The 21,675-nt window shown below is 52.9% G+C and carries 15 protein-coding genes; 11 read left to right on the top strand and 4 right to left on the bottom strand.

Annotated elements, in window-relative coordinates:
* Positions 1-272: 272 nt before the first annotated feature.
* The 10 genes from nirD (at position 273) to CRP01_RS24775 (ending at position 14,639) form a co-directional block, all read left to right on the top strand.
* The gene (nirD, locus tag CRP01_RS24730) at positions 273-650 is read left to right on the top strand and encodes a nitrite reductase small subunit NirD (RefSeq protein ID WP_099152894.1); all 378 of its coding nucleotides are present in this window, start codon (positions 273-275) and stop codon (positions 648-650) included.
* Positions 651-674: 24 nt separating this feature from the next.
* Positions 675-2,507, top strand: a complete 1,833-nt coding sequence (locus CRP01_RS24735; protein WP_099152795.1) for a sensor histidine kinase — start codon at positions 675-677, stop codon at positions 2,505-2,507.
* A 32-nt stretch (positions 2,508-2,539) separates the two neighbouring features.
* Positions 2,540-3,247, top strand: a complete 708-nt coding sequence (locus tag CRP01_RS24740) for a response regulator transcription factor (protein WP_099152796.1) — start codon at positions 2,540-2,542, stop codon at positions 3,245-3,247.
* A 404-nt stretch (positions 3,248-3,651) separates the two neighbouring features.
* Positions 3,652-4,974, top strand: coding sequence for an alginate export family protein (locus CRP01_RS24745; protein ID WP_099152797.1), 1,323 nt, complete (start codon positions 3,652-3,654; stop codon positions 4,972-4,974).
* Positions 4,975-5,010: 36 nt separating this feature from the next.
* Entirely contained in the window at positions 5,011-6,399 is a 1,389-nt protein-coding gene (locus CRP01_RS24750; protein WP_099152798.1) for a CmpA/NrtA family ABC transporter substrate-binding protein, read from the top strand.
* 133 nt (positions 6,400-6,532) lie between these two features.
* Entirely contained in the window at positions 6,533-7,672 is a 1,140-nt protein-coding gene (locus tag CRP01_RS24755) for an ABC transporter permease (RefSeq protein ID WP_222845804.1), read from the top strand.
* Between the two features lie 13 nt (positions 7,673-7,685).
* Positions 7,686-8,558, top strand: coding sequence for an ABC transporter ATP-binding protein (locus tag CRP01_RS24760; protein WP_099152799.1), 873 nt, complete (start codon positions 7,686-7,688; stop codon positions 8,556-8,558).
* A gap of 133 nt (positions 8,559-8,691) precedes the next feature.
* Entirely contained in the window at positions 8,692-9,450 is a 759-nt protein-coding gene (locus CRP01_RS24765; protein ID WP_394337770.1) for an ABC transporter ATP-binding protein, read from the top strand.
* Between the two features lie 185 nt (positions 9,451-9,635).
* The gene (locus CRP01_RS24770) at positions 9,636-13,190 is read left to right on the top strand and encodes a nitrate reductase (RefSeq protein WP_099152801.1); all 3,555 of its coding nucleotides are present in this window, start codon (positions 9,636-9,638) and stop codon (positions 13,188-13,190) included.
* Between the two features lie 6 nt (positions 13,191-13,196).
* Positions 13,197-14,639 carry a rubredoxin gene (locus tag CRP01_RS24775; protein WP_099152802.1) on the top strand — a complete coding sequence of 481 codons (1,443 nt, stop codon included), beginning with the start codon at positions 13,197-13,199 and terminating at the stop codon, positions 14,637-14,639.
* A gap of 7 nt (positions 14,640-14,646) precedes the next feature.
* On the opposite strand, the gene CRP01_RS24780 is transcribed toward CRP01_RS24775, so the two are convergent.
* From CRP01_RS24780 to CRP01_RS24790, 3 genes are all read right to left on the bottom strand, one after another.
* Entirely contained in the window at positions 14,647-15,747 is a 1,101-nt protein-coding gene (locus CRP01_RS24780; protein WP_143473522.1) for a right-handed parallel beta-helix repeat-containing protein, read from the bottom strand.
* A 162-nt stretch (positions 15,748-15,909) separates the two neighbouring features.
* The gene (locus CRP01_RS24785; RefSeq protein ID WP_233752750.1) at positions 15,910-17,151 is read right to left on the bottom strand and encodes a M20/M25/M40 family metallo-hydrolase; all 1,242 of its coding nucleotides are present in this window, start codon (positions 17,149-17,151) and stop codon (positions 15,910-15,912) included.
* Positions 17,152-17,265: 114 nt separating this feature from the next.
* Entirely contained in the window at positions 17,266-17,886 is a 621-nt protein-coding gene (locus CRP01_RS24790) for a class I SAM-dependent methyltransferase (RefSeq protein WP_170110529.1), read from the bottom strand.
* A 170-nt stretch (positions 17,887-18,056) separates the two neighbouring features.
* Between CRP01_RS24790 and CRP01_RS24795 the strand changes: the two genes are divergently transcribed.
* The gene (locus CRP01_RS24795) at positions 18,057-19,109 is read left to right on the top strand and encodes a Smr/MutS family protein (protein ID WP_143473523.1); all 1,053 of its coding nucleotides are present in this window, start codon (positions 18,057-18,059) and stop codon (positions 19,107-19,109) included.
* Positions 19,110-19,178: 69 nt separating this feature from the next.
* On the opposite strand, the gene CRP01_RS24800 is transcribed toward CRP01_RS24795, so the two are convergent.
* Positions 19,179-21,623: a zinc-dependent metalloprotease gene (locus CRP01_RS24800; RefSeq protein ID WP_099152806.1), complete on the bottom strand. Its 2,445-nt coding sequence runs from the start codon at positions 21,621-21,623 to the stop codon at positions 19,179-19,181.
* Positions 21,624-21,675 lie beyond the last annotated feature (52 nt).

Raw genomic sequence — 21,675 nt, forward strand, 5'->3', positions numbered from 1 at the left:
GCGTGCGTTTTTTCAATGGCAATGTCAATGGGAAATACAATAGCAAGTGGCCGGGAGTGATTGGTGCATTCTTCATCCGTACGTCTTGCCCTGACGGATAGTTGATACCATTGAATTCGCCATTTTCTAAACGCTATAATTCAAGGACTGAAGGCCCCCGCTCCGGTTGGAGCCCCAACTGAAATATCTGTTAATTTCCGAACCGGGAAACGGTCTGCCGAATGCAGGCACTAAGCCTTCCCGGTCCGGTTAAATGCAAAAAAATTAATACGATGGAAGCTATTCTGGAACAATATAAGCAGGTGACCGAAGCGCAGGTTAAGGTCTGGTTCAAAGCGGCGGCGGTAGAGGCTTTTCCCAAAAACGCCGGAGCCTGCATTAAATACCGCGATAAGCAAATTGCCGTATTCAACTTTGCCCGCAAAAATAAGTGGTACGCCTGCCAAAACCTCTGTCCCCACAAAATGGAGATGGTACTGGCCCGGGGACTGACCGGTGCGGAAGGCGATATTCCGAAAGTCGCCTGTCCGTTGCACAAGCGAACCTTCTCCCTCGAAACCGGAGAAAACCTGAATGCGGACCTGCCGCCGATTGCCACTTATCCCGTAAAGATCCAGGACGGGTTTGTGTATGTAGGTTTTGCGGAGTAAATTAGTGCCACAAAATTTTTCGGAATGCGCAATGGGAATGGCCGTTCTCCTTTAGATATTACCACTTTCAACAAGCTCAGCCGCCTGTACATTCTGGCTCTGAGTGCCATTGCGCTTTCCATCATTTTCAGTCAGTTCCTGGTACAGGGACACCTCAATAATCAACTCAGCGACTCCCGCGTCATCAACGTAGCCGGCCGGCAAAGAATGCTGAGCCAGAAGATCAGTAAAGAGCTTTTATTACTTTACGGCGGACCGGTAAACCAGGACTCCCTGACCCGGGAACTGGAAAAGACGCTGGAGCTCTGGACCGCCTCCCACCGGGGGCTGCAGCACGGCAGTGATTCCCTCGAACTTCCCGCTGGTAATAGTGATCGTATTCAACAGATGTTTGGGATCATTAATCCTCACCACGAAGCAATAGTCCGGAGTACCGAACAGATCCTCGACAGTATTCAACAGACCGGGAGAATCTCCACTGACTGGCTAGGATCGCTGCGCGATACCGTGCTGGCCAACGAAGCAAAGTTCCTCCAGGGTATGGATTCCATTGTTTTCCAATACGATGCCGAAGCCCGTACCAAATTACAGACCCTCAAACGCACCGAACTTATTTTGCTGGCGGTCGCCCTGCTGATCCTGCTGCTTGAGATCTTGTTCTTTTTCCGGCCGGCGGCCATTTATGTGCGCAATAACATTCGCCAGCTGATCGGAGCGGAGCAGGAAGCCCGGGATATGACTTCCGAGATCGAGGAATTGTACAAAACCCGGGAGCAATCCATGCAGGAACTGCGCGCCCTCAATTTTGCGATGGATCAGACGGCCCTGTTCGCCAGCGCAAAAACGAGCGGACAGATCGTCTACATGAGCGATAAGTTTCGCAAATTACTGGGACTGAGTGAAAACCAGCTCCGCGGTACGCTGCCCGAACTGATGAGTACCCAGGAAGGCGAACAGCAATACATTCAGGAACTGATCTCCGCCGCACGCTCCGGTATCCGCACCGCCGAAGTAAGGCTGACCAATCGTGAGGGGGAAAAGATCTGGCTCGATATGTCCATCGTGCCGGTCAACCGCAGTGGCGTCAAACAGGATATGCTGATCCTCTGTTCCGATATCACCTCCCGCAAGATCGCCCAGCAAAAACTGGAGCGCATGACCAAAGAGCGCTTCGATCAGGAGATCCAGCAACAAAAACTGCGTTCCGTACAGGTGATCGAGGCCCAGGAGGAAGAACGCAAACGCATCGCCCGGGATATGCACGACGGCATCGGCCAGATGCTGACAGCCCTGAAATTTAACCTGGAAGCGGTAAGCCTGAAAAACCTGGACCGGGCCAAAACCAAACTCGAGGAACTCAAAGGACTGACGACCAAACTAATTAAGGGGGTACGCATCGCTACGTTCAATCTGACGCCACCGGAACTGAGCGATTACGGGATCGCCACCGGACTCGGCAAACTCGCTTCCGAGCTCAGTAAGCTGACCGGACAGAACATTCTGTTCGAGAACCGAACCGATTTTAGCGGTCGCTTTAATTCCATCGTGGAAACGAACCTGTACCGCATTACCCAGGAGGCCGTCAATAATGCCATCAAATATGCCCGCTCCGATTATATCCTCATCACCCTCACGCACAGTCCATCACTGCTGAGTATTGTGATCGATGACAACGGGCAGGGCTTTGATCAGGAGGACCTCCAACAACAAACACCCGATGACGGAAGCGGGATGGGCCTGGCTTTCATGCAGGAACGGATCCGCTACATCAATGGGCGCTTGTTTATCCGGTCCCGGCCGGGAGAAGGCACCCGGATCACAATTAATATTCCGATGAAAAATGGTGAGTTGATCTAAATTACGTACTTTTACGCAAAATAATAGCCCGCATGCCAACAACAGAACAATCCGATAAGATCCGGATCATCCTCGCCGATGATCACGCCCTGGTCCGAGACGGGATCAAATCCCTGCTCGAAGACGAAGAAGACCTCATCGTGATCGATGAAGCCAACGACGGTCAGGAAGCGCTCGAAAAGTCGGCCGAAAAACAACCGGACCTGCTCATTATCGATATTCGCATGCCGGGTATGACGGGCATAGAAGCTGCCGGCAAGCTTAGTCATTACAGTCAACACACCAAGGCGCTGGTACTTTCCATGCACGATTCCGATGAATATGTCCTTCAATCCATCGAAGCCGGTGCCAAAGGTTACCTGCTCAAGGACACTTCCAGAGATGAATTTCTGAAAGCTATCCATACCGTTCACTCCGGAGGTCAGTATTTCAGCGGCGATATTTCTACCATTTTGGTGAGGAAATATATGGAAAACCGCAGTGGTGGCTCCGCATCGGCAGCAGAGAGCGGTCCCGCTTCTACCCTGCCGGGCAACGCTCCGCTCGATCTTTCCCTCACTCGCCGGGAAAGACAGATCTTCGATCTGGTCTTACTCGGAAAAAGCAACAAGGAGATTGCCGACGAGCTCAAAAAGAGTGTGCGTACCATCGAAGCGCACCGCTACAAACTCATGAAAAAACTGGATGTAAAAAACCTGGCGGAGCTTACCCAAAAAGCACGAAGCCTGGGTTTGATCTGATCTGCTGTCCGTTGGCCGGCACCACCAAAGTCCGGCGGCGGTCCCAATGGGGCCAGTTTCCTGATCTCCGTCCCGATCTTCCCCTTTATGAAATCCACACATCCCCCGCCACTCCACATTCCAAAGTGCGTACCCGATGCACTTTACGTAAAGAATACGTACTTTTTCAAAAAATTAAGTATTTTTTACGTATTATTACTTTGTTTATAAGTAATAACCCCTTATCTTGTGCTCAGAAATTAACACTAATTCATTTACCAGTGAAAGTTTACGCTTTCCGGGTAGATCCAGGCAAGTAAAGCATAGCGCCGATTATCGCAGGGATTAGTCCCCCTTACACTATTCAGCGATCGGTCACCGGCTATGCCTTACCTCCTGTTCACTACCTCTAACTAACTACCATCATGAAGCGATCCGTACTCATTCGAGCATTGCTCGGGCTGGCATGCTATGTGCTGCTGGTTCCGGAAACTACAGCCCAATTTACCCTTAGCGCTGAAGTACGTCCACGGTCTGAATACCGCCATGGCTTTAAAAAACTATTTGATACGGACAGCCAGGACGCTGCTTTTTTTGTCGAACAACGTACTCGTTTAGTAACCAGTTACCAGGATAGTAAAACGGAGTTTCTCGTATCCCTGCAGGATGTTCGTATCTGGGGCAGTGAACGCCAGATCTACAAACCCAACACGGGCGTTTCCAGCAATTTCTCCTCCGTTCATCAGGCCTGGGGACGTTATCATCTGTCGAATAGCTTTGCCGTCAAGGCCGGCCGGATGGAACTGGACTACGACAACGCCCGCTTCCTCGGCAATCTGGCCTGGGCCCAGCAGGCGCGCAGTCACGATGCGCTGATATTCGAATACCGCGACTCTACGTCCAGTCTGGATATCGGGGCGGCTTTCAACCAGGATGCCAATACGCCCGAATTTGCCAAACTGACGAATACCTTTTACAACCAGACGGGCAACTACAAGACCATGCAGTACGCCCATTTTCATAAGAATTTCAACAAAGGCGGATTATCCGCCCTCTTCCTGAACAATGGCCTGCAGGGCCCACAGGACAGTCTGGGCAATGCCGAAACCCGCTTCTCCCAAACCCTGGGGCTCATCGGTACTTTAAACGTTTCCAAGATCAAACTGGAACTGGAAGGGTACTACCAATTTGGGAAAGATGGCGCCAACCGCGAGATCAGTGCTTTTCTGCTCGGGGCATCGGCCACGACCAATATCACCGGCAAGACCAGTCTGACGCTGGGTGGCGATTATCTCTCCGGCACCAGCCTGAGCGATACCAAGAACCGGTCCTTCAATCCACTATACGGTACCAACCACAAGTTCTACGGTTTTATGGATTATTTCTACGTGGGTAATGCCAGTGCGCAAATGGGCAAAACGATCGGCCTGATCAATCCCTACGCGAAGTTTAAGTTTGGAATAGGCAAAGGCAAGGCCCTGCTGGCGCACATCCACCACTTCCTGTCTCCGGTGACCATCTACAGCGATCCCGAAGCGCGATCCGGAGATCTGAGTTCTTCTCTCGGTACGGAAGTTGACCTGGTATTCAACGCCAACCTGTCCGAGACCACCAACCTGAAAGTGGGGTACTCTCAGCTTTTCGCCACGGAAAGCATGCAGCAGATCAAAGGTGGGAATCCCGATAATACCCAGAACTGGTTTTGGGTGATGATGACCTTCAAACCGACCTTGTTCAAATCGAAATAATCCATCCAATCCTTACACGCTTATAAATTCAAAAAAATGAAGAGCTATTCTATCATTTCGAGCCTGGTATTAGCCGCTATACTGGTAGCCTGCGGCGGAAGCAACTACAAGAACGTGGTAGACCAGGAACTGGCGGACACCGACCAGGTGAAAGGTACGACCCTGGCGATCGAAAAGCCGCAACTGACCTTTGGTTTCATCAAACTGACCGATATGGCTCCCCTCGCCATCGCTAAAGAACTCGGTTTCTTCGAAGATGAGGGTCTTTACGTCACCATCGAAGCCCAGTCCAACTGGAAAAACGTGCTGGACCGCGTGATCGACGGCCAACTGGATGGCTCCCACATGCTGGCCGGCCAGCCTATCGCCGCCGGTGCCGGTTTTGGTCGCCAGGCAGAGCTCGTTACACCTTTTTCCATGGACCTCAACGGGAACGGTATCACCGTATCCAACGAAGTCTGGGAAAAAATGAAGCCAAACGTCCCCCAGGATGGTTCCGGCAAACCCGTGCACCCGATCAAGGCCGATGCCCTGAAACCAGTAGTGGCGTCTTTCAAAAAAGACGGCCGCCCCTTTAAGATGGGGATGGTATTCCCGGTGTCTACGCACAACTACGAGATCCGCTACTGGCTGGCCGCAGCGGGTATCAATCCCGGCTATTATACCAAGGATAACATTCAGGGGCAGGTAGATGCGGATGTATTGCTGTCCGTTACGCCGCCGCCGCAAATGCCGGCTACCCTGGAAGCGGGTACCATTTACGGCTACTGTGTGGGTGAGCCCTGGAATCAGCAGGCTGTTTTCAAAGGCATCGGCGTACCGGTAACGACCAACTACGATATTTGGAAAAACAACCCGGAGAAAGTATTCGTGATGACGAAATCCTTCGTGGAGCAATACCCGAACACCGCCCTGGCGGTAACCAAGGCGCTGATCCGCGCCGGAAAATGGCTGGATGAGGCCGACAACCGCGCCAAAGCCGTGGGTATCCTGTCCCAGTCAGCCTACGTTGGCGCCGATTCCATCGTGATCGCCAACTCCATGACCGGTACTTTTGAATTCGAAAAAGGCGACAAGCGGGAAATGCCGGATTTCAACGTATTCTTCCGCTACCACGCTACCTATCCTTTCTATTCGGACGGTATCTGGTTCCTGACGCAGATGAGAAGATGGGGACAGATCCCGGATTCCAAACCGGCCGACTGGTACCACGAAACGATCAAAAACATCTACCGTCCGGATATCTGGGAAAAAGCGGCCAATCTGCTGGTGGAAGAGGGGCACCTGTCTACGGAAGATATCCCGACTACGGATGGATATAAAGCGGCTACTGCGGATTTCATCGACGGTACGACCTACGATGGTCGCGATCCGGTCGGTTACATCAACAGTTTCTCCATTGGGAATAAAGATGAAGTTCAATAATAAAGCTTAATGTATGTTACTGGGTCGGCAGTCTTCAGAAAGCAGTTGACTGCCGGCTTAAATTTTCCGGTTGTAACCGAAGCGGAATTATCCCGAGAACAGCCACCGGCAGATCGGGTAAAAAAATAAAATCATGAAAGACAACAGCATGGTTGCCATCAAGCAGCCGATCCATAAAAACGGTACCTCACCGAAAAAAGAAGTGAAACCTGCAGCAACGGTATCTGACAAGGATCCCTGGTGGAAGTCATACGTTCCCCGGATCGACGGAAAATTGTTGCTGAAAAAATCGCTGGTTTCCCTGGCTTCCATCCTGGTGTTCTTGTTAGCCTGGCACCTGGGTGCCGCTAAACTGTACGATATTGAAGCTACCGAAAAGGTACAAAAGGTACTGAACGAACAGGGAGAAGTAGCCGCCCGGGAAATGATCGACTGCATTAGCTCCGGGGAAGTGAGCTGCCAACCCAATACCCTGCCTTCCCCCTACCAGGTATTCATTGCTGCGGAAAATCTATTGAAAGACCACCGGGAGATCAGCTCCAAAAAGGCCGAGTTCCGGCAAAAAGTAGCGGCTACCAACGCCGACCGGAAAGCTCAGGGGCTCTCCCCCATTACCTACACCGGCCGGCCTTCTTTCCTGGATCAGATCTTGACGAGTATCAAAACCGTTCTGGCCGGATTTCTGCTGTCCATGTTCATCGCCATCCCGATCGGTATCATTACCGGTCTGAACCAGAACCTGCGTATGGCTTTCAACTGGCTTATTCAGATCTTCAAACCGGTTTCCCCGGTAGTCTGGCTGTTGCTGGTCTTTATGATCGTCAAAACCGTCATTCGCGATCCCGAAATGGATAAATCCTTCATTATTTCCTTCATCAGCGTCGGTCTTTGTGCCATGTGGGCCACCCTGGTCAATACCAGCGTTGGCGTTTCTTCAGTTCAGAAAGACTACATCAATGTGGCCAAAGTACTGCAGCTGAATGTAGGTAAGAAGATCTTTAAAGTCATCATCCCTTCATCTATCCCTCTGATCTTCACCGGCTTACGGATCACCGTATCCGTTGCCTGGATGGTACTGATCGCGATCGAACTATTGGCACAAAGCCCCGGTCTGGGTTCCTTCGTCTGGGAAGAGTTCCAGAACGGTGCCAACGATTCCAATGCGAAGATCATCGTTGCCATGTTCGTCATCGGGGTGATTGGTTTCCTGCTGGATCGTATCATGGTATTTGTACAACACTCCGTTTCCTTTGACAAAGCAAGAATTGCTTAAAACCCATTTGATCATGACCAATATTATAGCTGAATTCAAAGGGGTCCATAAAGGGTACGGAAGTGGTGCCAACCGCACCGAAGTCCTCCAGGATATCAATCTCAGTATCCGCGAAGGAGAATTTCTGGCCATTGTCGGCTTTACCGGCAGCGGGAAAACCACCCTGATCAATCTGCTCACGGGCCTGTTGCAACCCGACGAGGGAGAGGTACTCTTCAAGGGAGCGCCCATCAAGGGTCCCGGACACGAACGCGGAGTGATCTTCCAGAACTATTCCCTCCTGCCCTGGCTGACGGTCTACCAGAACGTGGCCCTGGCCGTAGACGAAGTATACCCCAACTGGAGCAAAGAGGAGAGGGACCAGCATATCCGCAAGTTTGTAGAAATGGTTAACCTGAGCCCGGCCCTGAACAAACGGCCGGCGGAGCTGTCCGGCGGTATGCGCCAGCGGGTAGCCGTAGCGCGGGCACTATCCATGGACCCGGAACTGCTGTTGATGGATGAACCGCTGGGTGCACTCGATGCGCTTACCCGCGGCAACCTGCAAACGGAGATCCTGAAGATCTGGAGCGCCAACCAACGAACGGCCCTGCTCATCACCAACGATGTCGACGAAGGCATTTTGATGGCCGACCGCATTATTCCTTTACGACCGGGTCCCAATGCCACGCTCGGACCGGAATTCATCATCGATGTGGAGCGCCCCCGGGATAAGACCCAACTCAACGATCATCCGGAATTTAAAAAAGTGCGGAATGAGGTGATGAGTTACCTGATGGACCTGGGCGATGCCTCCAAACTGCAACAGAGTAAGACTTACGAGTTACCGGATCTGCAGCCCATCATGCCCGGTACCCGGAGTTTCCCCTTCATGAAAGCGGGGTAGTTTTCATTCAAGCGGCCGGCAGCGGGCAACCGCAACGGCCATCATACAAAAAACAAGATCCATGACCACCAGCATCCATACCACCGTTGAGCCGGGAGCAACCGCCGTACAACCGACCTCTCTGCGCGACGTTATGCTCAACATCAAAGATCTGACCAAGATCTATCCCACGCCCACGGGCGGCTATACTGTTCTGGAAAATCTGAACCTGCAGATCAAGAAAGAGGAATTCGTATCCATTATCGGCCATTCCGGTTGCGGTAAAACGACCCTGCTGACCATGATCGCCGGCCTGAACAATATCTCCGGCGGCCAGATCCTGCTCAACGAATTGCCCATAACCGGCCCGGGGCCCGACCGGGGAGTGATCTTCCAGTCGCCGAGTCTGTTACCCTGGATGACCGCCCTGGAGAATGTGCTGATTGGTGTCAAACAGGTGTTCCCCCAGGCTACCAAAAATCAGCAGCTCGATATCTGCAAATATTATCTCAGCAAAGTCGGCCTGGAAAGCGCTTTCCACAAAAAGGCGACGGAGTTGTCTCAGGGGATGCAGCAACGGGTGGGGATCGCCCGGGCTTTTGCCCTCAAACCCAAGGTACTGCTCCTGGACGAACCCTTCGGTATGCTGGATTCACTAACCCGTTCCGAATTGCAGGACGTGCTGCTGGAAGTGTGGAACCGCGAGAAGATCACCGCCATCCAGATCACCCACGATGTGGACGAAGCGATCTTCCTGGCCGATCGGGTGATCATGATGACCTCCGGCCCCAAAGCGCAGATCGGCGACATTCTGAAGATCGGTTTCGAGCGTCCGCGCAACCGGAAAGCCCTCCTGGACCATCCGGATTACTACCACTACCGGAAGCACCTGATCGATTTTCTGGAGCATTAAGAATGAGAAGCACCAAAATTTAACATATTCAAAAATGGTGCTTTTATTAAGCCGTCCGGAGTTTCTCAAAAATTTAATTTCCGTGCTTTAACTGCTAAGTACAAGAAATTTCAAGGCCTTACTCCCTGGAGCATTCACCCAATTTTCCGGCTTCAAGGTGTTGACCAAAAAGGTTATTTTTAGTTATGCGATACCAAACTTTTAAGTCAACTTGTTCTTATTGCGGGGTCGGTTGCGGCGTGGTGGTCAAAAAAGACCACAAGGGCAGACTGCAGTTGGAGGGGGATAAGGACCACCCCGTCAACCGGGGAATGTTGTGCTCGAAAGGCAGGAATCTGCACTACGTCGTTCAGGATAAGTCCGACCGGCTGCTGTTCCCCGAAATGCGCGGCGCCCGCCAACATCCCCGGCAACGCGTCAGCTGGGATGCTGCACTAACCCGGGCAGCGGCTGTCTTCCAGTCCATGATCCGGAAATACGGTCCGGATTCTGTTGGGTTCTACGTCTCCGGACAATGTCTGACCGAAGAGTATTATCTCGTCAACAAACTGGCCAAGGGCTTCCTCGGCACCAATAATATCGACACCAATTCCCGGCTCTGTATGAGTTCGGCCGTAGCCGCCTACACCAAAACCCTGGGCGAAGATGCCGTACCGATCAGTTACGAAGACATTGAGCTGGCGGATTGTTTTCTCATCGCCGGCGCCAATCCCGCCTGGTGCCATCCTATCCTTTTTCGCCGACTGGAAAAACACAAGGAAGAAAATCCCAATGTAAAGATCGTTGTCGTAGACCCCCGCAAGACCCAAACCTGCAGTATCGCCGACCTGCACCTGCAGATCCTTCCCGGCACCGATGTAGTATTGTACAACGCCATCGCCCGTCGCCTCCTGGAAACGGGCCAGGTAGACGTGGATTTTATCGCCAAACACACGGAAGGCCTGAAGAACTACCGCATGCTGCTGGCCGGCACTTCGCTGAAAAAAGCCGCAAAGATCTGTGGGATTGAAGTAAATGACATCAAACTAGCTGCCCAGTACATTGGTAATGCCGAAGGTTTTATCAGTATGTGGGCCATGGGCCTGAACCAAAGTGTGATCGGGACAGATAAAAATTTCGCACTGCTCAACCTTTCCCTGCTCACCGGCCAGATCGGCAAACCCGGTTCAGGTCCATTCTCACTTACCGGACAACCCAATGCCATGGGCGGACGGGAAGTGGGTGGCATGGCCAGTCTGCTGGCCGCCCATCGGATCCAGTCCAATCCGGAACACCGCCGGGAAGTTGCCGATTTCTGGGGGGTGGATACCCTACCGGATAAACCGGGACTTACCGCCACTAAAATGTTTGAAGCCCTGGAAAGCGGGAAAATGAAAGCCGTATGGATCATCTGTACCAATCCGCTAACCAGCCTGCCGAATTCCCGACGTATCGAAAAAGCGCTGGAAAAAGCCCGCTTCGTGATCGTGCAGGATATTTCCCGGCGTTCGGATACCGCGGCCTACGCGGACCTGCTGCTACCGGCGGCCGGCTGGCTGGAAAAGGACGGAACTATGACGAATTCGGACCGGCGGATCAGCTATCTCTCCAAAGTGGTAGATCCACCGGGCGAAGCACTCCCGGACGCGGAGATCCTCTGGCGGTTTGCCCAGAAAATGGGTTTTCGCGGATTCGATTATCAGGATGCCAGTGAAGTGTACGACGAACACTGCCGGTTGACCAAAAATACCAATATCGACATATCCGGACTGAGCCACAAGCGGCTGCAGGAGGAAGGTACTTTCCAGTGGCCCGTGCCCTTTGATAACCATCCCGGCACGCCGCGCCTGTTCGTCGATAAACAGTTCTACACCATTAGCGGCAAGGCGCAGTTCAATACGCCGGTCTATACCGAAAACCGCTCCGAACCGACGGATAAGCAACACCCGCTCGTATTGATGACGGGCCGGATCCGGGATCAGTGGCACACCATGACCCGCACCGGAAAAGTGAACCGTTTAAACAGTCACATCCCGGAACCTTACCTGGAGATCAACTACTTCGACGCCATGGAGCGCGACCTGAAGAACGGTGATCTGGCGGTAGTTCGCAATGGCCGGGGACAGGTACGGGTGAAAGTCAAGATCAGTACCGATATCAAAAGCGGGGTGGTCTTTTTGCCCATGCACTGGGGGAAGATCCTCAACCGGGATTTCGCCCGCGCCAACAACCTGACCCAGGGCCTGATCGATCCGGTGTCCAAACAGCCGGATTTCAAATACAGCGCCGTACAGGTAGAGCGCTATCGCAAACCCCGGCAGAAAATATGCGTGATCGGGGCCGGCGCGGCCGCCTACCGCTTCATCCAGACCTACCGCGAAAAAAATACCGAGGACGAGATCCAGGTGTTCTCCAAGGAACCCTATCCGTTCTACAACCGGGTATTGCTCCCCGAATACGTCAGTGAAGAACTGACCTGGGATCAACTCGTAAAGATCAAGACCCGGGAGCTGGAAAACCTACGGGTGCAAATGCACGCCGGGGTCAGTATCACTTCCATCAACCGAAAGGAAAAAACCATTCTGGACAGCGAGGGCTGGGAACACGACTACGACCTGCTTATCATGGCCACCGGTAGCCGGGCTTTCGTACCCCGCGAGGTGCCGACCCACCTGGAAGGCGTATTCACCATGCGTTGCCGCCGGGATGCGGATAAGCTTAAACAGTTCCTGGGAGCTACCGGGCTTCCGACCCCGGAACAACACGTTCTGATCATCGGTGGCGGCCTGCTGGGACTGGAACTGGCGGCTGCCCTGCGCAAAACCGCCATCCAGATCACCATCGTACAGCGGGGGTCCCGCCTGATGGAACGCCAACTCGATCCCATAGCGAGTAAACTCCTGGCCGAAGATGTGATGGAAAGGGATATCAATATCTATTTTGACAATGAGGTAAGCACGATATTCCAGGAAGAGGAGGCCAATAGCCTGCACGTTTCGCTGAAAAGTGGCAAATCCATCCAGTGTCACGCCGTGGTGTACGCTATCGGTACCCGACCGAATATCGAACTGGGCAAGGCTATTGGTCTGGATATCGCCCGCGGCATTATCGTCAACGATTATCTGCAATCCAGCGATCCGGACATTTTTGCTATTGGTGAGATCGCCGAATTTAAACAGGAATTGTACGGTATCACGGCCGCCGCCGAACAACAGGCGGACATTCTGGCCCGCTTCATCGCCGGGGACGGCAGCAGCACCTACCGGGGATCCGTACCGATGAATATTCTCAAATTTGAGGACCTCTCGCTCTGTAGTATCGGCCGCATCAGTGTTCCGGCCAACGATCCGGCCTACGAAGAAGTGATCATGATGGACGTCAGCCGGCGCTATTACAAAAAATGTATCGTCTACCAGGATCGCCTGATCGGCGCGTTGTTGCTGGGCGACAAATCGGAATTTGCCGAATTCAAAGGTCTGATCGAGGATAAGATCGAACTCTCGGAAAAACGCAACGAACTGCTGCGCGGGGGCAACGAGGCCCCGCCGGTGAAGGGCAGGCTGGTCTGTTCCTGCAACAATGTCGGCGTAGGCAACCTGCAGGAAGCGATCCGCGGCGGCTGTACGGACTTTAATGACCTTTGTAAAAATACCGGAGCGGGCCTGGGTTGCGGAAGTTGCAAACCCGAAGTAAAAACTATTCTGCAAGCCACCCGCAAGCACGAATCCGGAGCGATCCATACAACCCTTGCTCAAAGATAAATTGAAATGAAAAAGGACCTGCTCAGAGTAATGGTAAAAGGTGGCATCTGTTCACCGAGTGAGCTCAAACAGATCGTAGAAGCGGCGGAGGCCATGAAACTTTCCTCCATTCTGCTGGGATCCCGGCAGGATATTCTGATCCCATCCAAGCTGTCGGTCAAGGAGATTAATGATCAGTTACCGAATTTTAATATCGAATACGTATCCAACCGGAAATACCAGAATATTGTCAGTTCTTACGTCAGCGCCGACATTCTGCCGGGTACGCCCTGGCTGAACGGTGCTACTTATCTCTATATCCTGGAACAGTTCCGCTACCATCCGAAAATAGAGATCAATATTACCGATCCGCGGCAGCGACTGGTGCCACTTTTTACCGGACAACTCAATTTTATCGCCTCCGAACAGGAGGATTACTGGTATCTCTACCTGCGTCTGCCCGGTAGTGATAAACTGCAACGGTACCCGGTATGGGTGCACTCCTGGGACATTTCCAAACTGGCCCGGCTGATCGAGGATTACTGGGAAGATATCGATGATCTGGAAGAGATGTTCTTCATCGCCAACGAAAAACTGGAACTGAATAACCGGACGATCAGTAAACCGCTACAGATCCCGTTTACGCCCTTCCCCTACTACGAAGGCATGAACAAAATGGGACTCGGTCAGTACTGGCTGGGATTGTACTGGCGCAACAATTGCTACGATCTCAACTTCCTGAAAGCCATCAGTGACCTTTGTCTGGAATGCCGGATCGGGAAGATCTGCCTGACGCCTTGGAAATCCCTGATCATCAAGGGGATCCCCGGGGAACAGAAGCTGCTCTGGGAAAAATTGCTGGGTAATTTCGGGATCAACGTACGGCATTCCTCGCTGGAACTGAACTGGCATTTGCCCGTTGCCAACGAAGAAGCCCTCGAACTGAAACGCTATCTGGTGCGCAACTTTGACCAGAATGACATCAGTACTTACGGTCTTACTTTTGGGATCACCAGCGGCTACGGGCCTTACTTCACTTCCATCGTGATCGAGAAGAACCCACCGCCGAAAGTGGTTCGGGAATTTGAGATCCGTCCGACCTATAATGTCCTTTACTGCGAGGATTTCGATCCCAATAAACTGGAATACCAGAACTACGCGCAGGATGTGGACAAGATAGAACTGCCGGGGCTACTCATGGAACTCAGCCGGCTGTATTTCAGTCAGTTGGGAGAACACCGGGCCAGCACGACCGCACCGGCCAGTCCGGACCCATCCCGCAATCAGGTCAGGATCAATGCTTTCCAGTGCCCGGATTGTCTGACCATTTACGACAGTCGCTACGGGGACGAAGCAGCGGATGTTGCACCGGGCACTCCTTTTGAGCAGGTGCCGGATTCCTACGAATGTCCGGTCTGCGAATGCCCGAAAAGCGCTTTTCGGATCATGGTGATCGAACCTACGGCCTGATCCGCTCTTAGCGGTTTCTGGGATCGGCGGGATCTCGTTGAAAATTGCCGTCGATCTCCCGACCTACAGTCGTGTAATTGCCCTTGAATATGCAATCCTCCACTTTGGCATTACAGACGCCGGTCTTATCCCGGTGATTGTAGATCACGCTTCCTTTGACCAGGGCTTTGTTCTTGTAAAACTCACAGGCCAGTACCTGCACCATGGTAAGTCCGTAGCGGGCCCGGTTCATAATGCCGGCACCGTAAGTGGCAATGTTGTTTTCGAAAATGCAATGCTCTAGTTGCGGACGGCAAATGCCCTCATCGCCATTGTTGTAGAGGCAGCCTCCGTCCAGATCGGCCTGATTGTCAGCAAACCGGCAGTTGGAGATCCGGGGACTGGCGGTCCCGTTTTTTCCGGCAAAATTATACATGGCGCCACCGAGCCGTGCATTATTCGCTTCGAAGCGGCAATTTCGGATCGTGGGAGAGGCATTATGGTTGAACCAGGCGCCACCGCAGGTACTTTTGGTCACCCCGGGAGCGACGCCATCCGCCCGGCCGCCACGGATCACAAAACCGTCTACAACCGTCAGGGCACTAAGTCTTTCGGCCAGTACGACCGTATGGGAATCATCCAGGCTGTCGGCGGTACCGATCTCTCCGCTCAGTACGGTACGGTGTTTTTCCGGATCGCGTTCTTCCTTCCGGGTTTCCGATCCCAGGAAACCACCGAACAGGCTTACCGCTTCCACCAGAACGAAAGAGAGATCCCGGTTGCCGTCGTAAGTAGGTTTGTAGGTACCGGTGGCCACCCAGATCTGATCACCCTTTTTGGCTGATCTCAGGGCGGGCTGCAAATCATCAAAAGCTTTATCCCAGGACTTTCCGGTGCCTCCGGCGGGACTACCGGACTTCACGTAGATGATCTTACCGGATCGGGAAAATAGAGAAAAGAGTTCGGGGCTGTAGCGGGGGGTAAATTTCCAAAACCCGTACAGCACGACCAGCACGGCACCAACTACCAGGAGGGGTACCGGCCGCCGGGGTTCCAGCCACTGGGGAAAACGGCCGGAATTGAGCGGCCAGATCATTCGATCCGGCCGCAACAAGGTTTTAATTTTCATGGCGGGGGTGTAAGGGAGTTAAGTGCTCTTTAGGACCGTGTCTTGGACTTTGACCGAAAAAGGTCTCTAAGCAACTGAACCATAGGTCTATATCTGGAATAATTTCCAGTTGCAATTTGTTCGATCCTCTTACTGATCAATAGTCCAAATGGAGGGATTTCCTTAGAACACGACATCAAATTCAAGTTCTTTATCGCCTCTTTTCACTTTCACTTTAGCCTTATCGCCGGATTTATAATGGCTCAGGCCTTCCATATAACCGTAAATATCTTTCACTTCCATATCGCCGATCCGGATCACTACATCTCCGTCCTGGATCCCTGCTTTCTGGGCGGGTTTATCATCCAGTACGGCATCGATCCGCATACCGGTACCGCTGTGCACGTAATCCGGCATAACGCCGAGCGTCACTTTGAATTTGGAAACCTTCTGATCGTCTTCACTTTCATCCTTGGTTTTGGAAAACGCCAGTTTGGCATCATCATCCAGTTGCTCGAGCAGGGCCATGATGTAATCGGTCACTTCCATCAGGCCGTTGTAGTTGATCAGGCCCGAATCATCGGCCGGCTTGTGGTATTCCCGGTGCTGTCCGGTAAAGAAATGCAGTACCGGCAGATCCTTCAGGTAAAATGAGGTATGATCGGAAGGGCCTACGCCCGAATCCGAAGTGGTGATCTTAATGCCGCCGATGCGAATATTTTCCAGTACGGAACGGAAGGCCGGAGACGTACCGACGCCGTAAACGGCCAGAACCTTTTCCTCATTGAGCCGGCCAACCATATCCATATTGATCATGTAGTTGACCGTTCCCAGATTGATGGTCGGATTGTTGACGAAGTATTTAGAACCGAACAGTCCGAGTTCTTCGCCGGAAAAAGCGATGAAAAGGTAGTTATTACCGGATGCTTTTCCTTCTTTCAGTTCGGTGGCCAGACGCAGCATGGCGGCTATACCGCTGGCGTTGTCATCCGCGCCGTTGTGAATGGCCCGCTCGCCGGCGTGCAGGGAACTGAAATTGCCCTGCCCCAAATGGTCGTAATGAGCGCCGATCACGATGGTATTGGCCGCACCGTTATCCAGAAAGGCCACCACATTGTTTCCCGTACGGGCTTCGCCGGAGGCAGCGTGCGGATTGGTTTTAAAGTCGAAGTCAAAAGACTGGTACCAACCACCATTATCCCCCTTGGGGCTCAAACCGATACCGGAAAAGCGGTGAACGATGTATTCGGCGGCGAGTTTTTCTCCCGCAGTTCCCGTTTCACGGCCTTCCAGATAATCGGAAGCCAGGTAAACGACGTCGATCTTGGCCTGCTGCAATGCAGTATTGGTCATCTGCATCTGGCCAAAAACCGTAGAGGTTCCCATCATCAGGGCGAGTACGAACAGTGAGTGAAGTTTATTCATTATCTAAATGGTTTTATTAGGCAAATCCTTTGTACCCCTAAAATTCTGATTCTATCGCCATTTTAACAAGTAGCTGGACGTATTTTGACGGTATTTCTACGCAAAAACGAGGAATCACCGAAAATGGGCGCCCAACAGGTAGTAATCGAAGATGCGGCCCGGTTTCAATTTGTACCGCCCGAATACCTGCAAACCCCGCGCGGTAAGCAGCTCTTCGTAGCCGGCCAGCGTGTACTGGTGGGGATGCAGAATATCCGCCGGGATTTTCCGGAAGATCCACTGCAGGCCGGGATGCCGGTGGGCATCGATCGATATCCAGAGCGTACCGTCCGCTGACATGCTCTCTACCAGACGATCCATGGCCCGGTCGATATCCGCGACGTGGTTGATGGCGTTGAGGCAAAAGATGTAGTCGTAGGGAGCAGCAGCCCGGTAGTTTTCCAGACTTTCCGTTATAAAATCCACCCGGGGATAATCCGCCGGATTAAAATGGGGTAACTCCTCCGCGTATCGCTCCAACAAGGGATCAACCGCATCGACCTCTTGCCCGTCGAGTACGGTGAAAATGCCCGCCGGACCGCAACCGGCATCCAGTACGCCGGCCCCGGGCGGCAGAACGATCTCCGCTTCCCGCATCACCCGCCGCCAGTAGGCCTTTTTGTCCCGTAAATAGTCCTCCGGTGTTTTCCCGGACAGGTAGGACCGCCACCAGCGGATCTCGGCAGCTTGTGCCAATTTCCATTTCCAGTTCATCGCGGCAAAAATAGCGATTTCATCAGGATAGCCGGGTTTTGTTCCCGGAATTGTAAATTACAGCTTGAAAGCAGCAAAGCCATTTGCATTTCGCCGCCGGGATTTTCATTTCAGAAAACAAAAAACCTTATTTTCACGCCAAAGCCAAGAACGTGTTATTTGCCATTGGTACCAAAGTGCGGCTCAAGCACAGTGGCGACATCGGAGAAGTCACTGAGCAACTGGATGATCAAATGGTCAATGTCTACCTTTTGGAGGACGACATGGTGATCCCCGCTTTCATTGAAGACCTGGAACGCATCGAAGATGACCTGCGCCACACCGCCCTGAAAGCCAGGGTGGTTCCCGGCAAAAAGGAAAAGCAACCGGCGGCACCTCCTCCGCGGGAAGCGCCGATGATCCAGTACAACATTTTAAAAAGTAAAGGTATCCAACTGGCTTTCGATCCGATCTACAATTCCGACGGCAGCCCGCGGGAATACGATATGGTACTGATCAACGATACCCGCAGCGACTGGCATTTTGCCTTCGTCCTTTCGTTCCGGGACCGGGAAGGCCTGACCAAGAATGGTAAATTGCCGGCCTACTCTTTCCAGTCGATCGGTACGCTCTTATTCGATGAACTGAATGACGGCCCCGTGATCGATGTGGACTGTTCGCGGATCACGACCATGGGTTCGGATTCCAAACAGCACAAGATCCTGAAGATCAAGCCGAAGAGCTTTTTCAATAAACAGCTTACCGCTCCCCTGCTCAATCGCAAAGTCCATCTCTACCTGCTGTTTCCCGCCAAAGGAACCGATCAGGGCCAGTCGGGAACCAGAGAAGAAGACATCAAGTCCTATACCCGCCGCAAGGTGCGCCCGGTAGAGAAGCAGGAGCCGGATGAGTACAATCCCTTTCACGAGGTGCAGGCGCTGGCCGAATTCGAGACCGAGATCGATCTCCACATCGAAAAACTTGTGGCCAATCCCAAAAAGATCAAACCCAACGAGATCCTTCGCGTCCAGTTGAGTCATTTTGACGAATATATCGAACAGGCCATTCGGCTGGGAGTACCCCGGGTATTCGTCATCCACGGTGTCGGCACGGGAAAACTGAAAAATGCGATCGCTACCCGTCTTCGACGTCTACCGGAGGTGGTAGAATTCAAAAATGAGTATCACTATCAATATGGTTACGGGGCGACAGAGGTGATCTTTTGATCGCCTGCCGGGCCACCCGTTCCAGCTTACAACAGAATCTCGAGCGGCACGACAGGCAACCGATAGCGGTTATTTCGTTCCTACGGGAAGCGGGTGCAGAATGGTTTCCACCATCGCATCAATATCCTGCAGGTGATACTGCACAATCCCTTCTTTATACTGTCCAGCGGCATTTTTGGCCAGGCGCTGGATGGCTTTCAATTCCGCCCGAACTACGGCGCTGATATCCGAACGCTCCGCCTGATCATCCTTCATCAGTTTTTCCAGACGCGCCACGTGGGAGCGTTGCAGGTTGCGCCGGAAGGCATCGATGGGTTCTTTTTTCGCAACTTCCGACCACAGTCCGGCGCGCAGGTCCTTCATCATCGTGGTCATCGTGTAGGCCTTCGTCCGGTTCAGGGCTTCGTTCTCTACCATCCGCTTGAGGCGATCCTCCCGCAACAGATTGTTGATCTGCCGGGTCTGCAGGCTGCGGATGCGATCGATCGAACCGCTGGCGCTGATGTTGCTGATGATCTCCGGCTGTAACAGCCATTCGGGGGTCGTAAATACATTTTCGAGTAGAAAATCCAGCGCTTCTTCCTGTTCGGCTTTGTCCAGGTGCTGGTAAGTCACGCCCTCTTCATCCGTCGTCTTAAAGCGTTCGTACACGCCCCCGATATTGGCAACTACGTGGCTCGAAAAACGCGACCACACGCCCAGCAGTTCGCCGTAAAGTTCTTCCAGGTCTTCGTAGCCTTCCCCGTCGGTAGTGGTCCAGCGGGCGAGATTCGGCGCTACGATCTTCAGGTTTTTCAGACCGTAGGTGCTGGCCAGTATCGGATCGTCTCCCACACATTCCGTTTGGGAACTCGGATCGTACGGATTGCCGGAACCGAACAGGTACATCGGATCGCCGGCTTTGTCACTGATCCACTGGTTGAGCGTTGTCTTCTCGGCTTCGGGAGAATCCGCTCCGGGAATGTAGCGGTATCCCCAGTTGATCGCATAATTGTCGTAGGGCCCCAACATCCGTACCCAGCGGACGCCCTTATCTTCCGGTTGCGCCACGTAGTTGTAGCGGGTATAATCCATGATGGTGGCCGCCAGTCCCCATTTCTGGGTAAAGCTGGCCGAGCGCAGAGAATCCGTCGGATAGGCGTAACTGGCCTTCATATTGTGCGGCAGTCCCAGCGCATGACCAACTTCGTGGGAGATCACCCGGCGCATCATTTCGCCGATCTCCGCTTCGGGGGTATTCAGGGTGCGCGCCGACGGATTGGCCGCTCCCGTTTCCAGCAGGTAGCGGTTGCGGTAGGAACGCAGGTGGTTGTGGTACCAGATGATATCACTCTCGATAATCTCCCCGGAGCGCGGATCGGAGACACTGGGTCCCACGGCGTTCCGGGTTGTAGAAGCAACGTAACGCACCGTAGAGTAGCGGGCATCTTCCGGGCTCCAGTCCGGATCGTCCGTAGGCGCTTCGCGCGCAATAATTGCATTTTTGAAACCGGCCGCCTCAAAGGCTACCTGCCAGTCTTCGATCCCCTGCTTGAAATAAGGCCGCCATTTTTTCGGCGTGGCGGGGTCCAGGTAGTAGATGATGGGTTTGACGGGCTCTACCAGTTCTCCTCTGGCGTAGGCCGCCGGATCTTTGGGAACGAGTTTCCACCTCCGGATGTAGGTTTTCTGATCGGCTTTCAGGGCTTCCGAACCGTAATCGATCTGCCGCATGGTAAACCAGCCCACCCGTTTATCGAACAATCTGGCCTGCATGGGCTGCTCCGGCAGCAGGTACATCGACTGGCTCATTTCGAGCGAGATCGTTCCCGTCCGGGAATTGGCCGGTGGTTCGGAGGCCGAGAAGGTCATATCGTGCCGGACTTCCACATTTTCCGGATAACTGGACATCCGGCTGATGAAACTCCGCTTTTTATCCAGGCTTTTGACTTTGTATGCTTTGCGCAAACGATCGGACAAGCCGCTGATGGCGGTTACATCCGTCAGGAACAGATCGCTCACCTCAATGAGGGCAGCGCTGGAATCGGGATTAAAGCCTTCGATCTTGAAGGCCATGATGATCGGCTGGTAGTTATTATCCTGCACCGAAATGTAGATCGGCAGACTGTCGTTGGCAACACTATTGTAAGAGACCGCTTTGAGATGAATATTGTTGTTCATCCTTTTCCAGCGGATCAGTTGCTCATTGGTCTTCGATCCGGCGTTTACATAACCTCCGCCCAAACCGGGGGCGATCTTGGAAATGCGGCTCACCAGTAACATATCCTGATCCAACAGGGAGAACGGGATCTCGTAGTAGTATTTCTCATCCACCTGGTGGACCTTGAAGAGACCGTCATCGGTAATCGCGTCCTTGGTGATCAGGTCGGCGTAATCTTTGAAACCTCCCTTCTTTTTTCCTTTTTCCTGTTCGGCCTTTTCGGGCGTTTTTTCCTCATCCTGAGCCGAGGCCGGATGAACGGCCAGTACAAACAGGAGGGCCATTAAAGAGAGGCGAATGAAATGCTGATACATAGTCTTAAAATGATTGGTATTTAAAGCTGCTCAAAATAAGGGAATTTGCGAA

This window comes from Flavilitoribacter nigricans DSM 23189 = NBRC 102662 (genome assembly GCF_002646595.1).
GTDB lineage: Bacteria > Bacteroidota > Bacteroidia > Chitinophagales > Saprospiraceae > Flavilitoribacter > Flavilitoribacter nigricans.